This window comes from Sphingobacterium siyangense (assembly GCF_007830445.1).
GTDB classification, from domain to species: Bacteria; Bacteroidota; Bacteroidia; order Sphingobacteriales; family Sphingobacteriaceae; genus Sphingobacterium; species Sphingobacterium siyangense.
Window position 1 is genome coordinate 1 of the sequence record NZ_VLKR01000027.1, and the last position, 24,947, is coordinate 24,947.

General features: G+C 40.6%; 25 protein-coding genes and 1 tRNA gene. 22 read left to right on the forward strand and 4 right to left on the reverse strand.

What is annotated here, in order from left to right; all coding sequences use genetic code 11:
- The coding region (locus tag IQ31_RS20265) for a transposase (protein ID WP_070565777.1) at positions 1-281 on the reverse strand (281 nt) is incomplete at its 3' end.
- Positions 282-351: 70 nt separating this feature from the next.
- Here IQ31_RS20265 and IQ31_RS20270 point away from each other — a divergent pair.
- The 9 genes from IQ31_RS20270 (at position 352) to IQ31_RS28270 (ending at position 9,470) form a co-directional block, all read left to right on the forward strand.
- Positions 352-726: an alpha/beta hydrolase gene (locus tag IQ31_RS20270; RefSeq protein ID WP_280176862.1), complete on the forward strand. Its 375-nt coding sequence runs from the start codon at positions 352-354 to the stop codon at positions 724-726.
- Between the two features lie 288 nt (positions 727-1,014).
- Complete coding sequence (locus IQ31_RS20275; protein WP_145329665.1) at positions 1,015-1,764, forward strand: SDR family NAD(P)-dependent oxidoreductase; 750 nt, start codon at positions 1,015-1,017, stop codon at positions 1,762-1,764.
- Positions 1,765-1,834: 70 nt separating this feature from the next.
- Positions 1,835-4,369, forward strand: a complete 2,535-nt coding sequence (locus tag IQ31_RS20280; RefSeq protein ID WP_145329669.1) for a glycoside hydrolase family 2 TIM barrel-domain containing protein — start codon at positions 1,835-1,837, stop codon at positions 4,367-4,369.
- Positions 4,370-4,439: 70 nt separating this feature from the next.
- Positions 4,440-5,618 (forward strand): AI-2E family transporter, encoded by a 1,179-nt coding sequence (locus tag IQ31_RS20285; protein ID WP_145329672.1) that lies wholly within the window; start codon positions 4,440-4,442, stop codon positions 5,616-5,618.
- 209 nt (positions 5,619-5,827) lie between these two features.
- Positions 5,828-6,160, forward strand: coding sequence for a hypothetical protein (locus tag IQ31_RS20290; protein WP_145329675.1), 333 nt, complete (start codon positions 5,828-5,830; stop codon positions 6,158-6,160).
- A gap of 79 nt (positions 6,161-6,239) precedes the next feature.
- Entirely contained in the window at positions 6,240-7,220 is a 981-nt protein-coding gene (locus IQ31_RS20295; RefSeq protein WP_145329677.1) for a hypothetical protein, read from the forward strand.
- A 41-nt stretch (positions 7,221-7,261) separates the two neighbouring features.
- Positions 7,262-8,338, forward strand: coding sequence for an adenylate/guanylate cyclase domain-containing protein (locus IQ31_RS20300; RefSeq protein WP_145329679.1), 1,077 nt, complete (start codon positions 7,262-7,264; stop codon positions 8,336-8,338).
- A gap of 110 nt (positions 8,339-8,448) precedes the next feature.
- Positions 8,449-8,661, forward strand: a complete 213-nt coding sequence (locus IQ31_RS20305) for a hypothetical protein (RefSeq protein ID WP_145329681.1) — start codon at positions 8,449-8,451, stop codon at positions 8,659-8,661.
- A 524-nt stretch (positions 8,662-9,185) separates the two neighbouring features.
- Positions 9,186-9,470 carry an integrase core domain-containing protein gene (locus tag IQ31_RS28270; protein WP_158638930.1) on the forward strand — a complete coding sequence of 95 codons (285 nt, stop codon included), beginning with the start codon at positions 9,186-9,188 and terminating at the stop codon, positions 9,468-9,470.
- A 337-nt stretch (positions 9,471-9,807) separates the two neighbouring features.
- Here IQ31_RS28270 and IQ31_RS20320 read toward each other — a convergent pair whose 3' ends face one another.
- Entirely contained in the window at positions 9,808-11,115 is a 1,308-nt protein-coding gene (locus IQ31_RS20320; protein WP_167512269.1) for a phage integrase SAM-like domain-containing protein, read from the reverse strand.
- Between the two features lie 182 nt (positions 11,116-11,297).
- Positions 11,298-11,371, reverse strand: a tRNA-Ile gene (locus IQ31_RS20325).
- Between the two features lie 263 nt (positions 11,372-11,634).
- Between IQ31_RS20325 and IQ31_RS20330 the strand changes: the two genes are divergently transcribed.
- The 8 genes from IQ31_RS20330 to IQ31_RS20365 all read left to right on the forward strand — a co-directional run bounded on the left by IQ31_RS20330 (position 11,635) and on the right by IQ31_RS20365 (position 19,318).
- Positions 11,635-12,267 carry an HAD family hydrolase gene (locus tag IQ31_RS20330; RefSeq protein WP_175441966.1) on the forward strand — a complete coding sequence of 211 codons (633 nt, stop codon included), beginning with the start codon at positions 11,635-11,637 and terminating at the stop codon, positions 12,265-12,267.
- A 90-nt stretch (positions 12,268-12,357) separates the two neighbouring features.
- Positions 12,358-12,552: a 30S ribosomal protein S21 gene (gene rpsU / locus IQ31_RS20335; protein WP_046672133.1), complete on the forward strand. Its 195-nt coding sequence runs from the start codon at positions 12,358-12,360 to the stop codon at positions 12,550-12,552.
- Between the two features lie 101 nt (positions 12,553-12,653).
- Positions 12,654-13,535 (forward strand): tyrosine-type recombinase/integrase, encoded by an 882-nt coding sequence (locus IQ31_RS20340; RefSeq protein ID WP_120336217.1) that lies wholly within the window; start codon positions 12,654-12,656, stop codon positions 13,533-13,535.
- A 14-nt stretch (positions 13,536-13,549) separates the two neighbouring features.
- Entirely contained in the window at positions 13,550-13,912 is a 363-nt protein-coding gene (hpf, locus tag IQ31_RS20345; protein WP_088162635.1) for a ribosome hibernation-promoting factor, HPF/YfiA family, read from the forward strand.
- A gap of 259 nt (positions 13,913-14,171) precedes the next feature.
- Complete coding sequence (locus IQ31_RS20350) at positions 14,172-14,546, forward strand: DUF6686 family protein (protein WP_120336218.1); 375 nt, start codon at positions 14,172-14,174, stop codon at positions 14,544-14,546.
- A gap of 374 nt (positions 14,547-14,920) precedes the next feature.
- Positions 14,921-15,448, forward strand: a complete 528-nt coding sequence (locus tag IQ31_RS20355) for a ferritin (protein ID WP_145329685.1) — start codon at positions 14,921-14,923, stop codon at positions 15,446-15,448.
- Between the two features lie 223 nt (positions 15,449-15,671).
- Positions 15,672-18,350, forward strand: coding sequence for a TonB-dependent receptor (locus tag IQ31_RS20360; protein WP_244294546.1), 2,679 nt, complete (start codon positions 15,672-15,674; stop codon positions 18,348-18,350).
- Positions 18,347-19,318, forward strand: a complete 972-nt coding sequence (locus IQ31_RS20365; protein WP_313262546.1) for an NAD(P)H-quinone oxidoreductase — start codon at positions 18,347-18,349, stop codon at positions 19,316-19,318. Before IQ31_RS20360 ends, IQ31_RS20365 begins: the two co-directional genes overlap by 4 nt.
- Here the strand turns inward: IQ31_RS20365 and IQ31_RS20370 are convergent.
- Positions 19,307-20,170: an AraC family transcriptional regulator gene (locus tag IQ31_RS20370; protein ID WP_145329689.1), complete on the reverse strand. Its 864-nt coding sequence runs from the start codon at positions 20,168-20,170 to the stop codon at positions 19,307-19,309. The two genes, IQ31_RS20365 and IQ31_RS20370, sit on opposite strands and share 12 nt — an antisense overlap.
- A 144-nt stretch (positions 20,171-20,314) precedes the next feature.
- Here IQ31_RS20370 and fucP point away from each other — a divergent pair, with 144 nt between their 5' ends.
- Genes fucP through IQ31_RS20390 form a run of 5 tightly spaced genes read left to right on the forward strand, consistent with a single transcriptional unit; the run spans position 20,315 to position 24,946 of the window.
- The gene (fucP, locus tag IQ31_RS20375) at positions 20,315-21,580 is read left to right on the forward strand and encodes an L-fucose:H+ symporter permease (protein WP_145329691.1); all 1,266 of its coding nucleotides are present in this window, start codon (positions 20,315-20,317) and stop codon (positions 21,578-21,580) included.
- A 10-nt stretch (positions 21,581-21,590) separates the two neighbouring features.
- Positions 21,591-21,923 carry an L-rhamnose mutarotase gene (locus IQ31_RS20380; protein WP_046672141.1) on the forward strand — a complete coding sequence of 111 codons (333 nt, stop codon included), beginning with the start codon at positions 21,591-21,593 and terminating at the stop codon, positions 21,921-21,923.
- Between the two features lie 2 nt (positions 21,924-21,925).
- Positions 21,926-23,584: a UxaA family hydrolase gene (locus tag IQ31_RS20385; protein WP_145329693.1), complete on the forward strand. Its 1,659-nt coding sequence runs from the start codon at positions 21,926-21,928 to the stop codon at positions 23,582-23,584.
- A gap of 49 nt (positions 23,585-23,633) precedes the next feature.
- A complete protein-coding gene (locus tag IQ31_RS28100; protein ID WP_208734330.1) occupies positions 23,634-24,038 on the forward strand; it encodes an alpha-L-fucosidase in 405 nt (134 codons plus the stop codon).
- The gene (locus tag IQ31_RS20390; RefSeq protein ID WP_208734331.1) at positions 24,035-24,946 is read left to right on the forward strand and encodes an alpha-L-fucosidase; all 912 of its coding nucleotides are present in this window, start codon (positions 24,035-24,037) and stop codon (positions 24,944-24,946) included. The genes IQ31_RS28100 and IQ31_RS20390 overlap by 4 nt, the downstream gene beginning before the upstream one ends.
- The last annotated feature ends 1 nt before the right edge of the window (position 24,947 follow it).

Sequence of the window (24,947 nt, forward strand, 5' to 3'; positions counted from 1 at the left end):
CAGTCTCCCTTGGAAAAGATGGCCACCGCCTTTTTTAAGATAGCGTTCTCTAATTCTGCATCCCGTAATCTCCTCTTTAGTTCCCTGATTTCTTGCTCTTCAGGACTCAATTTGTCGTTTTTAGGCAATACGGTACCACCATTATATCTGGGATCCATGCGCCATTTACTTAATCTACTGGCATCCATGTCCAGTTCTTTTGCTGCTTCTAATACCGACCCTTTGCTGTAAGAAAGCTCTACTGCCATTTTCTTAAAGGAATCGTCAAATACTCTTTTCATCTGTTAACAAATTTAAATCTATTTTTCAAATCTGTCTCCACTCAAAGGTAGCAACTCCACTCGGTATAAACTGGACCCTGCACGTATTGGTTTCATGGGGTTTTCCGCTGGCGGCACCCTTGCCCTAGCTGTCGGGCTCGCTTGTGACAAGGATGCCCGTCCGGATTTTCTGGCAGCCATTTACCCCTATATCGGAAACATAAAACAGGATACTGTAAGGGAAGATGCCCCGCCTATTTTTATCTGTGTTGCTACCGATGATGATCTGGCGCTCGCACCTCAGTGTGCTGCCCTGTACTCCTCATGGACAAATGCAAAAAGACCGGCAGAATTTCACGGCTATGCCAGGGGCGGACATGGGTTCGGAATGGTGAACAGTCATTTTCCGGTAAACAACTGGATCGAACGTTTCTATGACTGGCTGCAACAACTTCACAAAGTATAGCACCATCGATGCCAGTGGTACTAATTTCGACGATGCGGACCAAAATTTATGTCCAGCTACATTAGGCTGAGAAAATGTTTTAACTGGTTCGTTATCAGGTATCTTGACGTAAGAAGAACCGGAACATCAAGAATATTACCATGGGAGGTTTTGTATTTGCGCTGGTATTACCTGCGATTTTAACCGGTTACTGGGACAGGAAAGAAGTGGTGGACGGAAATGAGGTTCTCATCAGCTGTGCCATGTGCGGATCGATTTAAAAACAGTATTAACTAAAAAAAAATAATCATGAGACTGAAAAACAAAGTAGCCATCGTTACGGGAGCGGCTTCGGGCATTGGGGAGGCCATTGCCTATACTTTTGCCAGAGAAGGTGCGAAAGTGATCGCTACCGACATCCAGGGAGATAAGCTGGCTGAAATTATTGACAACATCCAGGCCGAAGGGCATGAAGCAATAGGATTGGTACATGACGTATCCAGCAGGGAAAACTGGTTCGGGCATGTTGTGGCAACAGTAGTGGGCACATTCGGAAAAATAGATATCCTGGTCAACAATGCCGGAATTTCCGCCAGCCAGCCCTTTGAACTGCAGAGCGAAGAGCTATGGAGAAAGGTCTATGCCATCAACCTGAACAGCGTGATGCTGGGCATGCAGGCGGTACTGCCACATATGCCGGAAACCGGGGGCAGTATCATCAACCTGTCCTCCATTGCTGCCATAACGGGAACTGCCGGAGCAGGAGCATATACGGCCTCCAAGGGGGCGGTATCGGCCATTTCAAGAGCTGCGGCAGTCGATTATGCTGTTCGCAAGATCAGGGTAAATGCCCTTGTTCCCGGAAATATCCTGACCGCAATGAGTGAACCCTTCCTGACCTCACCGGAATATCAGCCCTATTTTTTGGGAAGGATCCCCATGGGGACCTATGGATCATCGCAGGATATTGCCAATGCAGCACTTTTCCTTGCTTCCGATGAGTCCTCCTACATTACCGGTATCGAACTGCCCGTAGATGGGGGCTGGACAGCAAAATAGGATACCGGAAATACACCCGGATGATCTACAGACCCTTTAACCGGAAGTTCGTTCCATCAATTTTTACAACATGAAAAAAAATAGTTCCAATCTATACCTGATAGCCATCATATGCACGCTTACACTCTCCTGCTCGGTGCGGGAGAAAAAGGATGGCATCGGGTCAAAACACTCTTTCGACAGCGCGTGGCGCTTTATCAAAGCGGATCCCGCGAATGCCCAGGATCCCGATTTTGATGATTCCGGATGGAGAAGCCTGGACCTTCCCCATGACTGGAGCATCGAAAAGCTTACCGACAAGAATTCGGATAGTCTGATCGGTCCGTTTTCCGGCAGTTCTGTGGGTAAAACAGGCACCGGATTTACCGTTGGCGGTACGGGATGGTACCGTAAAAATTTTACCCTGGACAGATCTTCCAGTAATAAAATCGCCTACCTGCAGTTTGACGGGGTCTATATGGATGCCGATGTATGGGTAAACGGAAAGCATGTCGGCAATCATCCCAACGGATATACCTCTTTTTGGTATGACATTTCAGCTTATTTAAATCCGGCAGGGCAACCCAATATGGTCGCTGTAAGGGTTAGCAACGAAGGATTCACTGCCCGCTGGTATTCCGGTTCGGGTATTTACAGGCATACCTGGCTTACCCTTGCCGATCCGGTCCATATAGCACCCAAAAGTGTATTTGTAAACCCTTCGGTGGTAGACGGGGAAAAGGCGGTTGTCGACATAACGGCCACCCTGCTCAACAGGGGCAAGGAAAATAAGGAAGTCGATTGTTCGGTGACGATACTTGACAGTTCGGGACAGAAAGTCGGATATTCACGCACGAACCTTCAGGTGTCCACAGGCCATCCGGCCGCTCTCCGCCAATCCATAGAAATTGAACGCCCGCAATTATGGTCACCCGACCGGCCTTATCGCTATACGGCCCTTATTGCCATCAATGCCGAGGATGAAAATGAAGACCGTATCGAGCAGGCGTTCGGGATCCGTACCATCCAGATCGATGCGCAAAGTGGTTTTAGGATCAACGGAAAGAAGATAAAGCTCAAAGGCGGATCCATCCACCACGACAATGGTCTGTTGGGAGCTGTCGCACTGGACCGGGCAGAAGAACGTAAGATCGAGCTTCTTAAGGCAAACGGCTACAATGCCATCCGTCTAAGCCACAATCCCTCTTCCCCTTACCTGCTGGAAGTGTGCGACAGGCTGGGCATGCTGGTTATTGATGAACTCTACGATGTCTGGGAGCGTGAAAAGTTCATGCCACAGGGCTATCACCTGTTTTTTAGGGACCACTGGGAAAAAGATGTTGAGGAATGGATCTCAACGAACCGCAACCACCCCTCCGTCGTCATGTGGAGTATAGGTAATGAGATCATGGAAGCTGCAGATACCTCGGGATTCCGTATCGCCCAAAACCTTGCGGCCAAGGTACGCTCCCTGGACCCCTCAAGGCCGGTGACCGAAGGCATGAACGACATGAAAGGGATATTCAGCGGCAAAGACCACTGGGATGAGCAGGCGGGGCATATGGGACTGCTGGACGTGGTAGGATATAATTATAAAAGCCATAAGTATGAATCCGACCACAAAAAATACCCTCAACGAGTGATGTACGGGAGTGAATCCTACCCATTGAAAGCTTATCAGTACTGGGAGAAAGCCGACCGGCTACCCTATGTGATCGGGGACTTCGTCTGGACGGCGATGGATTATCTAGGGGAGGCCAATGCCGGGAATACCAAATACGTATCTATCAATGCGCCGAAGGAAAAAAGTATTACCGATATGGTAAACGAAGGTGTTCCGATGGATGTCATCGCTAGCTTCGCGGCCGCCCCCGTAAAGTTGCCTGCGGTATTTGTCTCGGGAAGCGGCGATCTGGATATCACCGGTGAGAAAAAACCGCCAATGTACTACAGGGATGTCCTGTGGGACAATAGTCCTGTCGAAATGCTTGTACATGCTCCCATTGCGGATGGTATGGTGGAACAGACCACCGACTGGGGATGGCCGGATGAATGGCCGAGCTGGACGTGGCAGGGCAGCGAAGGAAAAAAACTTCAGGTCAGGGTCTTTACAAAGGGCGACCGGGTGAAGCTGGAGCTGAACGGCAAGCTCATTGGGGAAAGTCCTGTATCAGACAGATCAGAGTTCATTGCTGCATTTCAGGTCCCTTATCAGGCCGGAGAGCTCAAGGCAACCGCCTATTCAAAAGGTAAGGAAATAGGAAGCAGAACGCTCAGGTCGGCGGGACGGCCTGTAGCCGTCAGGCTGACAGCTGATAGGAGCGAGATCAGGCCGGACCGGAATGATCTCTCATTTATAAAGGTTGAGGTAGTGGATCAGAATGGGCTTTTGGTGCCTACAGATGGCATCAAGTTCAAATTTTCATTGAGTGGTGAGGGTGAACTGGCTGCAACGGGCAACGGCAATCCGGTGGACATGGAAAGTGTGAACAGCACTACCGTTGCAAGCTGGAAAGGACGGGCCCAGGCGATCATACGTCCCAATGGAAAGAAAGGATTGGTCACATTAAAAGCTTCCGCAGACAATATCAGCGAGGGACGCATACAGATATTGATCAAAGAGTAACAGTTATGCCCATCTGTCTAGTGTCCCGCAGATGGGCATTAAATAAAAACAAATAACCTAAACTAAAGATATGGGTAAGCCCCGCAGACCTACGGTCTATTCAAAAATCATATTGGGACTTGTGGGAATAATATGTATTACACTGATCCTATACTATGGACAAAATATATTGATCCCCCTGCTCATGGCACTTCTATTCTCGATTTTATTGCAGCCCGTTGCTATCTTTTTCAAAAACAGGTTAAAGTTTCCCAACCTGCTTTCCATCGGAATGACAGTTGCACTTTTTGTACTGGCCGGGATCGGTGTGTTTTATTTTATTTATCTTCAGGTAACCGATATGGTTAACGACATCGATGCGATAAAACGCAATCTGATGGTTCACTACAGCAACATACAGGATAAACTAAGTGTTTACCTGAACATCAGCAGGATACGGCAGGACGAGATTGTGGCGCACACGGCAACGGACCTGGCGGAAAGCGGAAAACAGATTTTAGGTAACGTACTGAGCTCTTTTACCGATTCTCTTATGAATTTTTTTCTCGTACCGGTTTATGTATTCCTGTTCCTGTTATACAGGGTTCATCTGGTGAAATTTTTATCCAAACTTTTTAGGTCACGGGAGCAGCAAAGACTAAAAGAAATCTTATCGATGATAAAGCGCTCGGTTCAGGGCTACATTTGGGGCCTTCTGCTGGAGATGATCGGCGTATCGGCTCTTTCGGCCATTGGTTTTGCTATCATAGGACTTGAATATGCGCTGATGCTTGGCCTTATAACGGGTCTCCTTAACCTGATACCCTATGTGGGGGTCATGATCGCACTGGTGATAAGCATCCTGGTCGCATTGACAGGCAATGTGGACCTGTCGATTATTATCTATGTTATAGCCATTAACCTGATTGTCCAGCTTATCGATAACAATATACTCTGTCCCATGATAGTCAATTCAAAGGTTCAGATCAATGCGATAGTGTCCATTGTCGGCATTATTATCGGAGGTACGCTGGCAGGAATTTCGGGGATGTTTCTGGCTATACCCCTCATTGCGATCATGAAAGTGATTTTTGACCGTATAGACAGGTTGGAACCCTGGGGATATCTCATGGGGGATGAGCTGCCGGAAAATTTTGAATGGCTAGAGAGGATGGGAAATCAGGTCCCTAGTTCCGACACACTACAACCGCACAAAGACAGTACCTCTTCTGATGACGTTTCATCATTAGTTAAAGACAATTCCAAGTGACAACTTTTGAGTTAGAACGTGTTAGGTTAAGTTTCACAAATCTTCGTTTAATACAATTTACGTTTGCTGTCTTTTAGATATTTTGTGGATTTGGTATAATAATAAATAGGGTTGGTATAAAACCAAAAAAAGGTATTCCTAAAATTCATTCATTTGCTGAAAGTTATATACAAATGAATTTAAGATACGACCTCTCCTTGGTAAAAAAAATGGAAACATCATCTTCCGACGGACAAATTCAGGAAGATAAGCTTATGCAGGCGGTAGATGTAAACCGCTTTGCCGAATGTTATGAAAAGTGTTTGAATATGGTTAAACACTTTCATTACAAAATAAACTTTTTAATGGATGAGAACGGTTATAGAATAGGCGTTCTTTTCTGTAGTACCAAAATAATTCAAAGTGCATTTTTCAGTGGGTTGGCAGATAATACAGTTATCGCTTCACCTCAGACATTCAGAGCAGAGTGGCATCTTGATAAACCTTGGTTAGTATTTATTAAAGAAAAAGTACTGATTTGCCTTCAATCAACATCTTTATAAAAAACGTGACCATTCTTCATTAAATCATGAGATTTTTCATTTTATTTTTTTCAAAGACAAATAACGAACATAATCAGATATGTATAGATATCAAAGAATAGCCCTTTTAATAATACTCCTTGGTTGGTCAGCTTCATCCTTCGCTCAGACGAAGGACGACAGTATCCCTCAGAAGGTGGTGCAATATGCAACGGATAAATTCCCCTCTATTAGGGCATTCAACATTGAATATAACTATCAGGCACCTTATCAGTATTCATCAAAACTAAGGGGCAACAAAATGCCCGACAACAAAGTTAAGGGGCTAAACCAACTAAGGGTAAATGCCAATACAACTTTGTTTACAAAAAACAGTTGGATTTTCGGATCTACGATCAACTACCGTTACAGTTCGTTTTCATCAGCAGGTACAAATCCATTTTCCGGCAACCAGGACAATGACAATGATTATCATTATTACTCTGTGGGACTGAATGTGGCCAGAGTTTCAATGTTGTTTGGGAAACCCTTTATTTATTCAGGTAGCATTTTAGGAGAAGGCAGCGAAAAGAATTTTGAACGGTTGAAAGGAGTTGCCACTGGAACATTGGTGTTAAAAGCAAATGCCCAGACCAAAGTGACGGTTGGATTGGTTGCCATGATAGACCCTACAGCAATCATTCCTGTGCTCCCTTCATTTTCTTATGAACATAAGTTCAAAAATGGATGGATGGCCGATATTATCCTGCCGCAAAGAGTTTATATGCGGAAGGGAATGCTTAAAAATGGACGGTTCTCTATCGGGAGTGAACTGGACGGGACTACTTTTTATCTTTATGATCTGTATGGAGACTCCCAAAGATTTCAATATCAGCAGATCGAGATCAACTCAGGCATGATGTATGAACATAACTTTGGGGCATCGTTTATAGGGACGATAAAATCAGGTATAAAAAGCATCCCAACCGGCAGGGTTTTTGAAAAGAATGAGAATTTTAATAATTATGCTCTAGATATCAGACCGCAGTCATCTTTCTATTTGAACCTTGGGTTGTCATTCAATCCGTTTAGAATGAAATAAAGTAAGTATCCCTCAAAACGATTATAATACAACTTTAAAAAATGGGCCTATTTTATCTTCCAAAGGACAAGCGATTATATTCGGCAGCACTCATAGGTATATATGCGGTAGGTATGGTCCTTTTTGTTTTTGTAAAAACAGCAGGAATGAAAGAGTTCACGCATCTCGATGAGGAAACTAGGAGCGCGATTTGGCCGATGTCTATTTATATGGGGATTTTTATCGCTATCGGATTCGCGTTTCTTGATTTTAGGATTTTTCCGCGGCTACAACGTTTAGCATTTGGCAAGTTTATATTCTTTAAATACACCTTAATCTCACTGGTGATTGTAATTGTTGCAATATCTGTTTTTTTAGTATTTGCCTTATTTATAATACACAAACGTAATCCAGAATCGCTTATGCGGCAACTCATGTTCTTTTTGACATCACCTTCATTTCTTTCCCTCTATTTGTACAGTATGGGGTTTAGCATTTTTATGAATATGGCTAAAACCGTTGCAGATTATTTGGGACCGAAAGCGATTACAGGCGCCTTATTTGGAAAATATCACAGACCTGTAGAAGAAGACCTTACATTTATTTTTATTGATATGGCTTCTTCGACTCAGATAGCTGAAAAGATAGGCCATCTAAAGTATAGTCATTTAATACAGAAGTGCTTTCAGATACTTTCAGAGAGTATGGTCAGCTATGATGCGCAGGTCTATCAGTTTGTAGGTGATGAGGCTGTTCTTTTCTGGAGTTCGGAAAAGGCAAAAAAATCATTGGCACCTATATACCTTTTCTTTGATTTTATGAACGGATTGAAAAAGAATGAAGCAGATTTCACAGAAGAATTTGGTATGATGCCGTCATTCAGGGCGTCTATACATACAGGCACCGTAACTGCAACTGAAATTCATACAGTAAAAAAAGATATTGTATATCATGGTGATATACTCAACACATGCGCAAGGATACTGGATCAATGCAGTAAAGTTCGGAAGAATCTTTTAGTATCCGTAAATATCGCAGAATGGATAATGCGTAACAATAGTTTTTATGTGGAAATAATCGACAGCATTTTTCTGAAGGGAAAAAATGAAAAAACTGAAATCTATTGTGTAGAAATGTGAGATACAAACTATTAATGCAAATATTTCAATTGATGATTTACTATCTCTATTTAATACAACAAACAGATTGGTTATTTCATCATATTTTTAAATTTAACAGATTAATACATATGATAGCAGTTTTTAAAACAAATATATTAAATAAGGACAATGCGGAAGAAGTAATTAAAGCCTTACTGAAAAATTATCAAAACTTTATAATTACTGTTGACCTAGAAGACTGTGATAAAGTTTTAAGAGTAGAAGGGAGTCAGTTTGAAAAAACTGATGTTTTAAATATCGTTATTGGGTTAGGGTTTCATTGCGAAGAAATGCAATATTGATTTCTGTGATAATGATTTTCAGTTACGAGGTTAAGAATGTATCCTATAAAGTCGCTAGCCTTACCAAATTCTAATATTATGAAAAATGATCAAAAATGCCTCTTGAACGGGTAAAGCGTTATGAGACTGCAGGTAAACCAGGGAGTATATCCTTAAGATATGGTAATGTCTATTTCCTAAAGTTTGTTATAAAGGAGAGTTACAACCCTATATGTTAAGAAAAACTATTTTTTTTAACATTTTATGAATTTATTATAATTGTAACCAGTAACAAATGAGTCAAAAAAAGTGCACGTTTAAATTTTAAAAATTATTGTTATTATGTCATTCTTGGATCATGTACTCCAGCCTCCTTCTTACGGGTGGAAAGATACAAAAGGAGAACTTATCAAACCAACACGTAGAGAGATACTCCGTGAATTTTTTAAACGATTAAATGTTTTTAAAGATCGTAAAAATTGGCTCCCCTTCTTTAGCTGGTTACAGCTTTCTATTCGATTCCGGGTATCAGGCTGGTTCAGAAATTGAAAGAATTAATCCTTTCTCGGCCTAAGCCTCAACGTATCCTAACCGACAACGGACCAGAGTTTCTCTCAAAAGTTTTTGTTGATTTTTGCAAAGAAAATGACGTCGAACTACAATTTATACAACCCGGTAAGCCTTCGCTGAATGTTTATATTGAAAGACTAAATCGAACCTTTAAAGAGGATGTCTTGGATGCGTACCTGTTTGGATCACTACCGGAAGTCAATGCCATTTCCTACGAATGGCAAATAGATATAACAGTAATCACCCACACAAATCATTAAACGGACTAAGTCCGTGGTTATGTATGAAGGAATCTTTGATTACTTAAAGCACGCTATTATATTTATTCTCTGTTTGAAAAATGGTAAGGCTTCATATTAACGTCTATGTCTTTTTGAATTCGTAGTAGTCCATATAAATATAAACCATATACCAAAAGCGACCGCAAACCCTACCCATGGAGTTTTCATAGATAAAGCTGCAAAGAACCCAATCGTTGCAATGATGCAGGTAATAAAAAACCACATTACATTTTTCATGGTCTAACAAATTTAAGTGTTTAAATATTTATAAAGAATTACATGAGAAAATTATTCCCATGTAATCCATTCTATTTTATTAAGCGGCGATTTTTTTTGTTTCGTTCTCCTTTTGTACTTTCTTCGTCACCTTAATTTCGATTTTTCTTAACAGCGAAATGACATTCCGTTGTACGTCATCCACAATTTTCCAATCTTTGGCAATGTAAATATCTGTTGTGCGATTGCCCTCGTCAACGTGATTGAGAGCAAGAGCTACGTCGTCTTTGGACATACGGCAATCATTCCTTGCTGTATTAGCAAATGTATGTCTCGCCCAATACAAAGTAAGTTCGGGTATGCCAGTCAATTTACGTAATTGCTCCATGCCTTTACACAACGCCCAATTTAAGCAGTCGCTACTTGAATATCGAATTGATAATTGACCTAAATATTTTTCTAATAAAGGTTTTGCTTCATCAATGATCTTGATACTGATAAATGCATTGTCTTTGCGCTTATCCTCTGTTTTAGACCGATTATAGTCCACACGACCATTTCTAATTTCACGATCTGTCAGTTGGTAAAGGTCTACTGCATTTATTCCGCATAAGTAGAATGAAAGCATATAAAGTTCCTTTGCCAACTCCGCACGGCTTCCGGGTTTGGTGACACAATCCCTAATAATCAATACTTGTTCAAGTGTATTGTTCCTTTTCTTAGTAAGGGGTGGTGAACCAACCTTATATTTCTTGAATGGGTAATGATTGATGCGATAAATGCCGAGGTCTTCATTATTATAAAGTTCTCGTGCAGCATTGAATAAAGTGCGTAAATCTCTCATGTGGTTATGAAGTCCACTATCTTTTAAGCCTTTTTTTGTAGTGGTAACAGCTTTACCCAATTGATTGTAACGTGTCATTGTCCGTTCTGATCGTAGGTATCGTTCATACGCTACCAGCATATTGGAGTTGATTTCCTTAATGGATACAACTGGACGTTTGAAATAATCTATCAAACTGTTGAGAACAGTGCTTTGATTTTTTGCCGTTCCTTTTTCTTTTTTTCCTCCTTTTTTTAGGCGTTCGATGTGTTGGGTACAAAACTTAATAAAGTCGATGTTCTCATCCTTATCACGCAGGTAATCCCGCAGTGATTCGGCGGTAAAGTAGTCAAGACGGTCGTCCAAATCACTAATCGTTTTCCGGTGCTCTTTGAGCTCGTCATTGACCTTTTCCAGAATGAAAGGGTCTTTGATCTTTAAATCTTTCGTGAGTTGTTTCTTGACTACATAATGTGCGGTGTCAATAAACTTTCTTTCGCCTTTGTGATAGACACAGATTTTCACGTTGTAAGTGTCATCGGCTTTCTTGTGGTGGGCATAAACTTTTGCGCTTACGGTTGCCATAATTTTTCCAATTGCCACGCAAAATGCTGTTACATATTTGTTACATTTTTGCGTGAAGTTTAACAAAAAACTATGTAAAACCAGCCTACAGGGCGGTTTGCCCGTGACCGCTTCGCCGATGAAATCGGCTCAGAGAAATGAAAAAAAAACCGCTTCAAAATTTCTTCTGAAACGGCTTTTTGTGCGCCCAGCTGGGCTCGAACCAGCGACCAAGAGATTATGAGTCTCCTACTCTAACCAACTGAGCTATAGGCGCTTATGTTATTTTATTTGTCAAAAATTGACAAATATGCTCAAAATTTTTGAGTTTTCACCTTTCTGAAATTTCCTCTACCTTTAGGAGAGGTTTTCAGTACTAAAAAACTCTTTTTTAGTGCCTTAGCCCATGAGATTATGAGTCTTCTACTCTAACCGACTGAGCTATAGGAGCAGGTCTTTTGTTTTGTCAATTTAAACAGCTGTTGTGCCGTTTTGACGATGCAATTATCGATATTTGTATCGATATTTCAAAATAATTCGATGGAAAAAATTAAAAATATTGTTCTTGATTATGGGAATGTGATCTTTATGATCGACTTTGTAAAATTGAAAGATGCTTTTACTCAGTTAGGTATAGAAAATGTTGATGCCGTATTTGGACATCATGGTCAAAGTGCACTTTTTGATAATTTTGATAAAGGAAAAATTGATTCGACGCAATTTCGTGAGGGGATAAGAGAATTAACCCAAAATCCAGCACTGACGGACGCACAGATTGATACGGCCTGGAACAGTTTACTGATCGGTGTACCACAGGGAAATCATGAGATTTTAGTCCAGTTGAAAGATCGATACCGTACCTTTTTGTTAAGTAACAACAATGCAATTCATTATGCCTATTGTATGAATGATATTCATGAGAAATATGGTGTTGCCGACAATGAAGGTTTTTTTGAAAAGACCTATTACTCTCATTTGGTAGGGATGCGCAAACCTGATGCGGAGATTTTTGAATTAGTCATGCAAGAGCAACAATTGGATCCGGCGGAGACTTTATTTATTGATGATAGTCCTCAACATCTGGCGACAGCAAAACAATTGGGTTGGCATACGGCATTGTGTACGAAGGAGAAACCGCTAAGAATTTTGTTGGAAGAATTCGAATTGTTATAAAAAATAATTTTGTTTTCCTTTTTAAAAATAAATAGCTTACCTTTGTCCCACTTTAAATTTAAAAGCGGCGAAAGGAGGTATATATAACGCATGATTATCGTAAATGTAAAAGAAGGAGAATCTTTAGATAGAGCATTGAAACGTTTCAAAAAGAAATTCGAAAAAACTGGAGTTTTAAGAGAGTTGCGTTCACGTCAAGCTTACGAAAAGAGATCTGTAACTCGTCGCATTCAAGTGAAAAAAGCGATTTACAAACAATCTTTGAATCAAGATGTAGCTAACTAATTGATTCGCTGAGAATTTTAAAATATAAAGGGAAAAGCAATGCTTTTCCCTTTTTTTTGTGCTTTTAAGTTTGTAATTTAAGCTATATAGCAAGGGAAAATATGTTGGAAAAGGAGTTTATTCGGTTTTTGCAGATTGAAAAAAGGTATTCAGAACATACGGTTATTGCCTATAAGCATGAGCTGGAGATGTTCCAGTCTTTTTTGGATCGTGAGGGACTGACTGTGCAGGATATCGTATACCGTGATTTACGTCATTATTTCGCGCAAATGGTAGAGTCCGGAAAAAATGCAAGTTCAGTCAACCGGAGTATGTCTTCAATGCGAACTTATTTTAAATTTTTGCAAAGAGAAGAGTGTATCGCGAAAAATCCCATGACGCTCATTAAAGCGTTAAAAACTGCTAAAAAACTACCTGTAGTCGTTGAAAAGGAAAAGCTGGTGCGTTTATTGGATCAAATGGAACAGGAGCAGGATGGATTTGAATCCTGTCGCGATTATATGGTTATGGAATTGTTGTTCGGTACCGGGATTCGTTTGGCCGAATTGTTGAAAATTAAGGAGCAGGATATCGATTTTTTTAATAAAAATATTCTTATATTAGGTAAAAGGAACAAAGAACGCTTGGTTCCGATCAATAATCTTTTATTGAAAGAATTGAAAAACTATTTGCAACAAAAGGCGACGCAATTTGTTGATACTAATAACAGCTTACTAATCGTTACGAAAGAAGGAAAGCCGGCATATGCCAAGCTGATCTATGATATTGTACATCGGCAATTGACGCTGATTTCTACTCAAGGTAAGAGAAGTCCTCATATTTTGAGACATACTTTCGCAACGGCCCTGTTGGACAATGGGGCGGATTTAAATGCAATTAAAGAGCTGCTGGGGCATGCAGGGCTTGCGGCAACACAAGTGTACACGCATAACTCAGCAGAACGATTGAAGTCAATTTATAAACAAGCTCATCCAAAAGCTTAAAAAAAGGAGGAAAAATGAACATTACTGTGCAATCCATTCGATTTACTGCTGATCAAAAGCTAATCGAGTTTATCAAAAAGAAAACAGGAAAATTGGAGCAGTTTTTGGATTCCATTATTGGGGGCGAATGCTACCTGCGATTGGAAAATGTCGATGATGAGGCAAATAAAATTTCAGAAATTAAATTGAATATCCCGGGAAGCCAGCTTTTTGCGAAAGGGCAAGCGAAAAGCTTTGAGGAGGCGACAGATATTGCTGTAGAATCCTTGCGTAGACAGATTAACAAACATAAAACAAAGACGAAAAATACAGTTATCAATGGGCGTAATGAAGTTCTTGCCGTAGAGGAAGAAGAAGAGGAAGAAGAATACGATTAATAACTATTAAAATATAGAAATACATACAGGAGGTCAGTTGCTACTGACCTCCTTTTTTTTACCCGTCTATTGCAATTGGCTAGTAAGAACCTTGCGTGGATTTTCAGGTCTGTTGATCCATGCGAAATTAGGAAGGATTTATTTTGCATGAGTTGTTGGTAGGCTTATTTATATTAAATCAAAATAATCTTCTGTTTTACTTGGATTGATTATAAATAATATTTATTTTTGATCGATTTAAATGATAAGGGAAATAGAAATGTCAGAATTGGTTTGTCCGTTAGCAAATGTTGAGGAAGTTTTTTCAACCACAGCGGGTACAGTCTATCAATGTAGCCGCAAAAATTGTTTCTGGTTGGAATATAATAATGAAACAACCTCTTTCTCGGTATCGGATTTTTTGAAGTTTAAGAAACGTATCGATGCGATTGATGTTGAGCACATGCTTCACGATACAACACGTTCATCGGATTTTGAAATCATCATGCCTTTCCGTACGGAAAGATGTTTCATCTTAGCTGTAGAGGAAGTACTTCAGTTGCGCGAATTGTTAGATGGCGCTAAATTTATGATGGAACTGAATAGCGTCGTTAGAACTTGTTTGCAGGTTTCGCCATTTGCAGTTTTTGCATAAGGCTATACATATAAACGAATTGAAAAAAGCGGTGTACGTCTGTGATGTACACCGCTTTTTGTTTGGAAAGACCTTATTTAATTTTAATTTAAATAAGTGTCAATGAGGCCGCCCGCTGGTTTTATTGACATTCAATGATTTTTAGGCCTTTAAGCCACTTATTGTTTTAATTTATCGCTTATTGAAAGTATCAATATTACGTATTTGTAATTGTATTGATTCTAAACAAGTTGCGGTTTCCATGTCTAATTTAGACTGAATTTGTATTGCATATTCTTGATACAGATTTTGAAGATCTACTGTATCTTTGTAGTGTAATCAGGTGATAATGTGTTTCACCTGTTGATATTTTAGAAATTAAACTTAAGGTAAATATGAAAGATTTATTGAAATTAAAATCTTCTTTGAAAGAAGAGATCGAAAATATATTGAATGCACAGATTAAAGTTGAAGCTCATTCTTCAGCCTTATATTTGGCAATGTCTTCATGGTGTGATGATCAAGGTTTGGAAAATGCTTCAGAATTTTTTGCAAAGCAGTCCAACGAAGAGCGCGAGCACATGTTGAAGCTTTTCAATTATATCAACAACCGCGGTGGTCGTGCAATTTCTCCGGAAGTTACAGGTATCCCTCAAGATTTTGAATCGTTCCGTGGCGTTTTTGAACAAACATTGGAACAAGAGATGTTTGTTACTGAACAGTTCAACAACATCGCCGATAAATGTGCTAAAGCGAAGGATTATGTTACTTTTAATTTTGTACAATGGTTCTTGGAAGAGCAAGTAGAAGAGGAGTTTGTTGCAAGACGTATCCTTGAGTTGTTCGATGTGATTGGTGAAGACGGTACTGGTCGTTGGGAAATTGACAAACACCTCGTTAAGGTTACCTTTGCGGGTGAATAATAAATTGTAAAAAATAGTGTAAAAAACGAGCTGTTGAGAAAACAGCTCGTTTTTTTATATACAAAATCACAACTTTTTACGTTAATAGCTTAAGAATTCTTATATTGAATTGTATTATTGCAAAGTCTATTTGATGGAACTAAGGGGCGGGAATATTATCCGGTTAGTACTTTTTTTAGCTATAACGAACTTGTTTTTTTTACCCAAAAGCGCTTTAGGGCAGGTGTCAAAAAAAGAAGTTTATGGAATTGTTGTAGATACTGCAGGAAGGCCCTTAAATGGCGTCAGTGTTCATCTGACGAGTTCTCGCGATACCTTGTTCTCATCCACTTCCGCAACAGGTTATTTTCATTTTAGTCGTGTACTCGGTAATGATATTCGTATTAGCTGTAGCCAGCTGGGCTTAAGTATATTGGAGCGTAGTTATCCGTTATATAATAGCACGACAGCTAAATTGGATGTCGGAAAATTGACCATGTTTCCCCATGTATCTCTTTTAAAAGAAGTTGTTGTATTGAAATATAAACCCATTGTATATAAGCAGGATACTGTTCAATTTAACCTAGATGCCTTTCAATTTGATCGTCGGGCACTCTTAGAAGAGGCTCTTAAAGCATTGCCCAATATACAGGTGTCCCGTGATGGTTCTGTCTATGCCTTCGGTAAGCCCATATCCTCTGTTAAGGTGGATGGAAAAAAATTTTTTGGTGGCGATGTGCTCACCGCTACACGTAACCTTCCTGCAGATTTTGTGAAAAGTGTACAGGTTATTGATTTTTATGGTGATGAGGCGACCGCAAAAGGAATTAAAAGTGCTGAATCCGAAAAAGTCCTGAATATCGTGCTCAAAGATGATAAGAAGAAAATTACTTTTGGTCAAGCTACGCTTGGCGGTGGTTCGGTAGATCGTTATTTGGGGAGTGCTGGGCTGAATCGTTTCAATGACGGTAAAGAGTACTCTGTTATCGCATCGGTGAATAATACGAATACCAATCTCTTTTCTTTCGGCTCTCCCAATGGAGGGGAGCGGGAACGGGAAATGGGCGAGCTAGCCGACTTTGCGGATCCAACGGATGGGGTCAATAAAATCGGATCTGTCGGGGGGAGTTTCTCTAGTCCACTTTCTAAAACGGTAACAGCAAGCGGTAAATATTCCTTTACGCAGCGCAATAATTATATCCAGGGAAATTCCTTATTACAATCGATATATGGATACGGCAAAGCAGCGAATAATTTGATTAGTAATTATGAAGACTACAAGATAAAATCAATCGATCGTATACATAAAATGGACTGGGATTTTGATATGAAGCTGTCGCCCAAAGATCAGCTTAAAATATCACCCAAACTATCTTGGACCAATTCGACCAGCAATACGTTAAAAGATAGAAGGATTCAAAATAATCGGTTGAGCAGTACGGGAAACTATGGCGCGGCCAATAGTACAGAAAGTCCTGCAGCGGCTTTAGATCTTTTTTACGTGCGAAGTTTTACTAAACCGGGGCGGAAAGTACTTTATACATTGCATACGGATTTTAATTCCCTGGATAAAGATGAGGAAGTGCGCGATTTTAATAGAGCGATCGACAGTAGCACGAATGTGCCAAAAATAACAGAGACTTATCTGAATCAAATGGTCCGTTCCAGCAATGAAAATAAAAATATCCAAAGTCGGTTGTCGTTGGTGGAGCCTGTTGATTTAGGTGGTACCTTGGAGATTAATTACGATTTCGACTATACCAAAATTGATGCTCGCCGCTCCACTTTTGATAATAACAATAATTTTAACAACGGCCCCATACTGGTAGACTCCCTTAGTTTGAAGTACGACTATTCCTTTGCTAGTAATAAAGTCGGCATGATTTATCGGCAAGATTTAAGCGACAAAGTGAAAGTGAACTTCGGTTTTGCTGTTCAGCCTTCCGAATTAACGGGAAGTTCAACGGACAAACTGATAAAAACCTCCTATTCAAATGTTAACCTCGTGCCTTCTGCTGGATTGAAATGGAAGTTTACCAAAGAAGAGGATCTTTCCATGGACTATTATGGACGTAATAACCAGCCTAGCTTCTATCAGATACAGCCTGTGGTAGATAATACCAACACACAAAATATTGTGATCGGAAATAAGGATTTGAAATCCGAATTTGCACATAGTATTGTTTCAAAGTACCGGAAGTCCATTACACGAAGGGGGCAATATTTAGAAGCCAGTCTGGCTTTTAACTTGGTAAATGACAAGATTGTAGCAAACCGGACAATTGAACCCAATTCAACGATACAGAAAACGACCTATCGCAATACAGAAGGTTATTATGATATTAAGAGCTATTATTTGTTTACAGCTTCTTTATTGTCGGATAATTTGCAGATGAGCTTGAATGGTAATGCAGATTATTACAACAATATTTCCTATGTCAATGATAAAAAGAGCTTTGGTGGACACTTTTTGTTTACACAGGCTCTTCAATTCCGCTATACCTGGAGTGATATCTTTGAAGCCGAATTAAATGGAAACTATTCTTTAAACAGGGCGACATTTGACTGGCCTGTACAAGATAATATCACGGCACATTCAGGGATTGTTGGGTTGGGATCTAAAGCGTATTTAGGGAAACATTTTACCATGGGACTTGAGCTTTCTCAAAAATTTAATGCGGGTTATTCGAGCTCATGGAACAATATTAATCCGACGATAATCAATGCCTATATGGAATATACTTTTGGAAGGAATAACTTGGGGATGTTGAGATTTCAGGGATTCGATCTGATGAATCAGAATACTGGTATTTCACGTGCCGTGGTGGGAAATGATATTTTAGATGTTCGGAACAATCGTCTGGCTCGTTATTTTATGCTTTCGCTCAATATAAGATTACAGAAATACCCGAAAAAATCATGATGAAAGCCGTCATTATTACTGAACCGGGGGGACCGGAAGTTTTGGAAGTCCGTGATGTGGAGATGCCGCAGATCGGTGAACTTGAAGTTTTGGTGGAAGTAAAGGCTGCAGGAGTGAATAGACCTGATGTCTTTCAGCGTAAAGGTAACTATCCGGCACCAGCCGGTGTAGATGGGCGAATACCGGGATTGGAAATAGCAGGGATTGTAGTCGCTAAAGGTAAGGATGTGGTCGATTGGGCTATTGGTGATCGTGTATGTGCGCTTGTTGCCGGTGGTGGCTATGCTTCCTATGCGAAAGTCTATCAGGGACATTGTTTACCTATTCCCGACCATTTGGGTTTTGCGGAGGCAGCCTCGCTGCCCGAGACCGTTTTTACAGTCTGGGACAATGTCTTTCGAAGGGGTAAGTTGCAGGCCGACGATCATTTTTTAGTGCACGGTGGTGCTGGAGGGATTGGCAGTACGGCCATTCAGTTAGCGACCTTGTTTGGTGCGGTAGTATATACGACAGTCAGCTCATCTGAAAAGGCTAGCTTTTGTAAATCATTGGGAGCCAGTAAAACAATAAATTATAAAACGGAGGATTTTCTGGAGGCGCTGAAGCCTTTGGGAGTTGATGTTATTTTAGATAGTATTGGCGGATCATATTTTGAGAAAAATATCAATCTATTGAACCCTGATGGTCGATTGGTTTACATTAATGCGATGGAAAGCGCAAGAGTCGAGTTAAACTTGCTCAAATTAATGCAGAAACGGATTGTTCTAACGGGAAGTACGCTGCGGGCGAGAGACCGTGAATTTAAGCAAGTGCTACGGGATGATATCTGGTCTCAAGTATGGCCGAAGCTCAGCGTTGGCGATTTCAAACCTACCTTATACCGCGTGCTTCCTTTTGCGGAGGCTGCTGAAGCCCATCGATTGATGGAAGATTCAAGCTTATTGGGTAAAATTGTCTTAAGTTTTTGATCGCTGAAAGCTGAGCGGTGTAGTGCCAGTTACATTTTTGAAGTATTTATGGAAGCTCGAAAAGTTTTGAAAACCTGATTCAAAGCAGATCTGCTTCACCGTCTGTTTGTTTTCTATTAATAAATTGCAGGCTGTCTTCACACGCATTTCGATCAGAAACTGAAAGAGTGTTTTTCCGATTTGTGATTTGAAATAGCGGCAGAAAGAATTGGGCGTCATTCCCGTTAGGGAAGCAAGTTCCTGCAGCCGTATCTGGTCGCGATAATTTTCACCGATATATTGCATGGCAATCTGCATTCGGTTGGCGTCCTGATCTTGCAGCTGGATGGTAAAAGTGGGGCTCGTTAACAGATCATGTTGTTCTTCGGCCGAAATAAATTGTAAGATTTCTAATAAATGAATAATACGTGTGGTACCTGTTGCTGCCAAGATAGCGTCACTTAATTGCACAGTTTTTAGTCGGCTGCTCTCCAATAATGAAATCCCTCTTTTGGATACACGTATAAGGTCTTTGATGGATTTATTTTCAGGTAAATTAATGAAATCATTTCCCCAAAAGTTTTCCTTAAAATGAATTACACGAATATCTGCGCTTTCTGCTTCTTCCTCTTGAAGATAAATCTCGTCAAATAACCAATAGTGAGGCAGGTTTGAACCAACAAGGGTAATATCGCCTGATTCAAAGCGGCGGACACTATCGCCAATAAATTGGGTGCCTGAGCCTTTGGCAAAATATATTAATTCCAGTTCTTCATGGTAATGCCAAAGATTATGGTATTGGGGCGTATTGTCTCTTCTCACGTTGAACGAATGCTCAAGATTGCTATTTAAATGAAGCAGTTGTGCTTTCATAATTATGAAATATATGCAGTAAAGTTACATAATTCAGTTTAGCTATGGTAATATAGCTTAATAATTTGATAATATACTTGAATATTGTCTAGCATTTTTAAGCTTATTTTACATTAAATAACTACTTATAACCATTTGAAAAATATGACGAATAAAAAGAGTTACGCATTTGCCTTGATTTTGGTGACATCCTTGTTCTTTTTTTGGGGATTTATTCATAACCTTGATCCAATCTTAATTCCGCATTTGAGGAATGCGTTTAGTTTATCCCATTTTCAGGCTTCCTTAGTCGATTCGGCTGTATTTATCGCTTATTTTGTGATGGCGATTCCTGCTGGAATTATCATGAAAAAATATGGCTATAAAGCCGGTATTTTGATCGGATTGATCTTTTTTGCCATTGGCTGTTTTCTTTTTGTACCTGCGGCCAATACGATAAGTTATGTTTTCTTTTTGGGGGCTTTGTTCGTTGTAGCCTGTGGTCTTACCATTCTGGAAACTGCTGCAAATCCGTATGTAGCGATTTTGGGAGATCCAGCTTCGTCGGCACAGCGACTTAATTTTGCGCAGTCCTTTAATGGGTTAGCAGCCTTTGTTGCTCCGATTTTTGGGGGAAAATTTATTTTATCCCATGAACCCAAATCACAGGAAGAACTGGCGCAAATGGCTGAGCAGGCAAAGATGGCGTATATTCAGTCGGAAACAGCTGCTGTGAAATTGCCTTATGTGGTACTAGGGATATTGATCTTATTGATTGCTGCGTTGTTTTTCTTTACCAGATTGCCTGATATCAAAGATGCTGGGGAAGAAGGTAGAGCCGGTTTTTTCCACGCGTTGCGTCATAAAAATGTGCGTTGGGCAGTGGTGGCTCAATTTTTCTATGTCGGAGCGCAAGTTTGTATTTTAAGTTTCCTCGTATTATATGCAACAGAAGCTGCCGGCATATCGGGTAAGGATGGTGCCGATTATGCTGGGTTCGCTGGATTGGCTTTTATGTTGGGCCGGTTTATCGGTACATTTTTTATGCGTTTTGTATCAGCATCCAAGCTTCTGATCATCTATTCCGCTATAGCGATCGTTCTATCCCTATTTGTCATCTTCGGATCAGGTATTCAGACCCTATATGCGCTGATTGGCATTGCGTTTTTTATGTCCATTATGTTTCCAACAATATTTGCGTTTGGTGTACAAGGTATCGGTGCCGATACGAAATCTGCTTCTAGTTTGATCGTCATGTCTATTGTTGGCGGCGCTTTATTGCCTCCAATATTAGGTTTTATCTCCGATAAAACGGGACATTTCCAATATGGCTATTTTGTACCATTGGTTTGTTTTATTGTTGTCTTGTTGTTTGCTTTCCAAAATAGAAATGTCAGTATTGCGGAAACGGAAAATCTTAAATCACATTAATTAGTTAGTAATGAAAAGATATGTCATGGCCTTGGATCTTGTGGACGATCCACAATTGATCAAGGAATATGAGGATTACCACCGCGAAGTGTGGCCGGAAATAAAACGCTCGATTCTGGATGCAGGTATTCTGCAGATGGAGATCTATCGTTTTGAAAATAGATTGTTTATGAACATGGAGGTGGGTGAAGATTTTTCATTTGAGAAAAAATCAGCTATGGATGCTGCTAATGAAAAAGTTCAGGAATGGGAACAGCTGATGTGGAAATATCAGGCGGCTATTCCGGGGGCAAAGCCAGGAGAGAAATGGGTAATGATGACAAAAATATTTGAATTAGTATAATTATGGCTATACAGCGCTATTTACAGATCCATCCAATGGATAATGTCCTTGTTGCATTACAGGACTTGGCTGAGGGAACAACGATTGTTTTTGAAGGTAAGGAATTTACATTAAAGCAAGCTGTTGCTGCCAAACATAAATTCACGATCCAGCCAATGGAACAAGATACAGAGATATTGATGTATGGTGTTCTGGTAGGGAAATTGAATACTCCCTTAGCTGAAGGGGAACTTATTACCACCGAAAACTTGCGCCATGCATCGGAAGATTTTAGAATGGGCAACCGTAAGACAGCTTGGACAAAACCTGATGTTGCTGCATTTAAAGATAAAACGTTCAATGGATTTCATCGTTCAAATGGGACTGTTGGAACGGCCAATTACTGGTTGGTTATTCCATTAGTTTTTTGTGAAAACAGAAATGTATTGACCTTGAAGGCTGCATTTGAGGAAAAGCTGGGCTATAAAGTAAAAGCGAATAATTACATCTCTGAAGTAGAAGATCTCATCGGCTTATATAAGTCCGGTGCTGATGTAAATACGATCCTTAGTCAGGATCTACTTGCTAATTCGACTTCTAGTGAGCAGGAACGCCTATTCAAAAATGTCGATGGAATCAAGTTTTTGAATCATGAGATGGGATGCGGTGGAACGCGTATGGATTCGGATGCTTTATGCGGTCTTTTGGCTGGCTATATTACCCATCCGAATGTTGCGGGGGCAACCGTATTGAGTTTAGGATGTCAGCATGCGCAGGCTTCTATTCTGAAGGCGGAAATTGAAAAGCGAAGCCCGGGTTTTGATCGCCCGCTATATATTTTCGAGCAGCAGAAAGAAGGAACTGAAAAGGAACTTATGCAAAAGGCTATTAAGGCAACTTTTGCGGGGATGATGCAAGCTGATAAAAATGAGCGTAAACCAGCCACATTGGACAAATTGTGTATTGGACTGGAATGTGGTGGCTCGGACGGATTCTCGGGTATCTCTGCCAATCCTGCGCTCGGTTTTGTGTCGGATATTTTGGTGACTTTAGGCGGATCGGTGATTCTGGCGGAGTTCCCTGAGTTATGTGGCGTGGAACAGGAGTTGAGTGATCGTTGTATCGATGAGCCAACTGCGGAACGTTTTATGTCGCTGATGCGTACTTATAATGCAAAAGCCGAAGCTGATGGCTCGGGTTTCTATATGAATCCTTCTCCGGGAAATATTCGTGATGGCTTAATTACTGACGCGATTAAGTCTGCAGGGGCAGCCAAAAAAGGAGGAACCTCACCTGTTGCAGCGGTGATTGATTATCCTGAATTGGCCAACGGTCCGGGGTTAAACTTACTATGTACTCCTGGCAATGATGTGGAAAGTACCACTGCAGAGGTGGCCGCAGGTGCCAATATCGTCTTGTTTACGACGGGCCTAGGTACACCTACAGGTAACCCGATTACACCGGTTGTGAAACTTTCAACAAATACCAAAACTTTTGAGAAAATGCCCGATATCCTGGATCTGAACTGTGGTACCATTATCGAAGGTACAGAGACTATTGAGGAGGCTGCACACCGTATTTTGGATTATGTGATAGAAGTTGCTTCCGGTGAAGTGAAACCAAAAGCGGTGTTGTTGGGGCAAGACGATTTCATTCCATGGCGCAGAGGTGTTTCATTGTAGTTGAGTATAATGAATTTATTGAAAATCCATGACAACTAATTATTTACATATGAAACTTAAACATGTAATCTGTGGTTTGGCCTTGCTGATGGGATCTGTATCCGCGAGCTATAGCCAGCAACATTATCAACCGAGTCCCGAAAATCTAAAAAATAGGGAATGGTTTGAACAATCTCGGTTTGGTGTTTTTATCCATTGGGGGGTATATAGTGTGCTGGGAGATGGTGAATGGGTCATGAACAATCAAAATATCAGTTTGGATGAATATGCATTGCTGCCTAAATTTTTCAATCCAATTTCCTTCAATGCGAAAGAATGGGCGAAGTTATTTAAACAGGCTGGAGCAAAGTATATTACCTTTACCACAAGACATCATGATGGGTTTTCGATGTGGGATAGCCAGATTTCGGATTATAACGTGGTGAAGAAATCGCCTTCAAACGCGATATTGTGAAAGAGTTGGTGGAAGCTTGCCATGCTGAAGGGATAAAAGTGATGTTCTACTATTCACTTTTAGATTGGCACCGGGATGATTATTTACCCGTTGGTAAAACGGGCGGCGGCATTGCGGGCCGCGATTCAACAAAAGGGGATTGGAATCATTATGTCCAGTTTATGAAAAGCCAATTAACGGAGCTGTTGAGCAATTATGGCAACATCGATGGGATTTGGTTTGATGGTCATTGGGACAAGCCCAATGAAGATTGGCATTTCAAAGAAATCTATGAATTGATTCATAAGTTACAGCCGCAATGTTTGGTCGGTAACAATCACCATTTGGCACCATTTGAAGGTGAAGATTTTCAAATGTTCGAACGTGATTTACCTGGGGAGAATACGACTGGGTTCGGCACGAAAGCGCATGATGTTGGGAAATTGCCGAAGGAAGTATGTGGAACAATTGCAGGATCGTGGGGATTTGAGCTGAAAGATCGGACACGAAAATCTTTTCAGGAAGTGTTGAAATACCTGGTCAAGGCAGCTGGTCATGGTTCCAATTTATTGCTCAATGTAGGTCCGATGCCGAACGGTGAGATTCAGGACTATCAACAGGAGCGTTTGAAAGAACTTGGAAAATGGCTATCGGTGTATGGTGAAACAATCTATGGAACAGAGGGGGGAGCGGTGTCGCCAACAGACGATTATGCGTTGACAAAAAAAGGAAATCAGGTGTATCTACATGTGTTTAAAACGGATAAAAAGGAATTGTTGATCAATAATCTGCCTTATCAGGTGAAAAAAGTAAGCACATTTATCGGAAAGAAAGAGATTAAGTTTAGTCATAAGAACAATAGTCTACGCGTGGATTTGCCAACATCGACAGATGAAGCAGATTTGGTATTGACATTAACAATTAAATAAC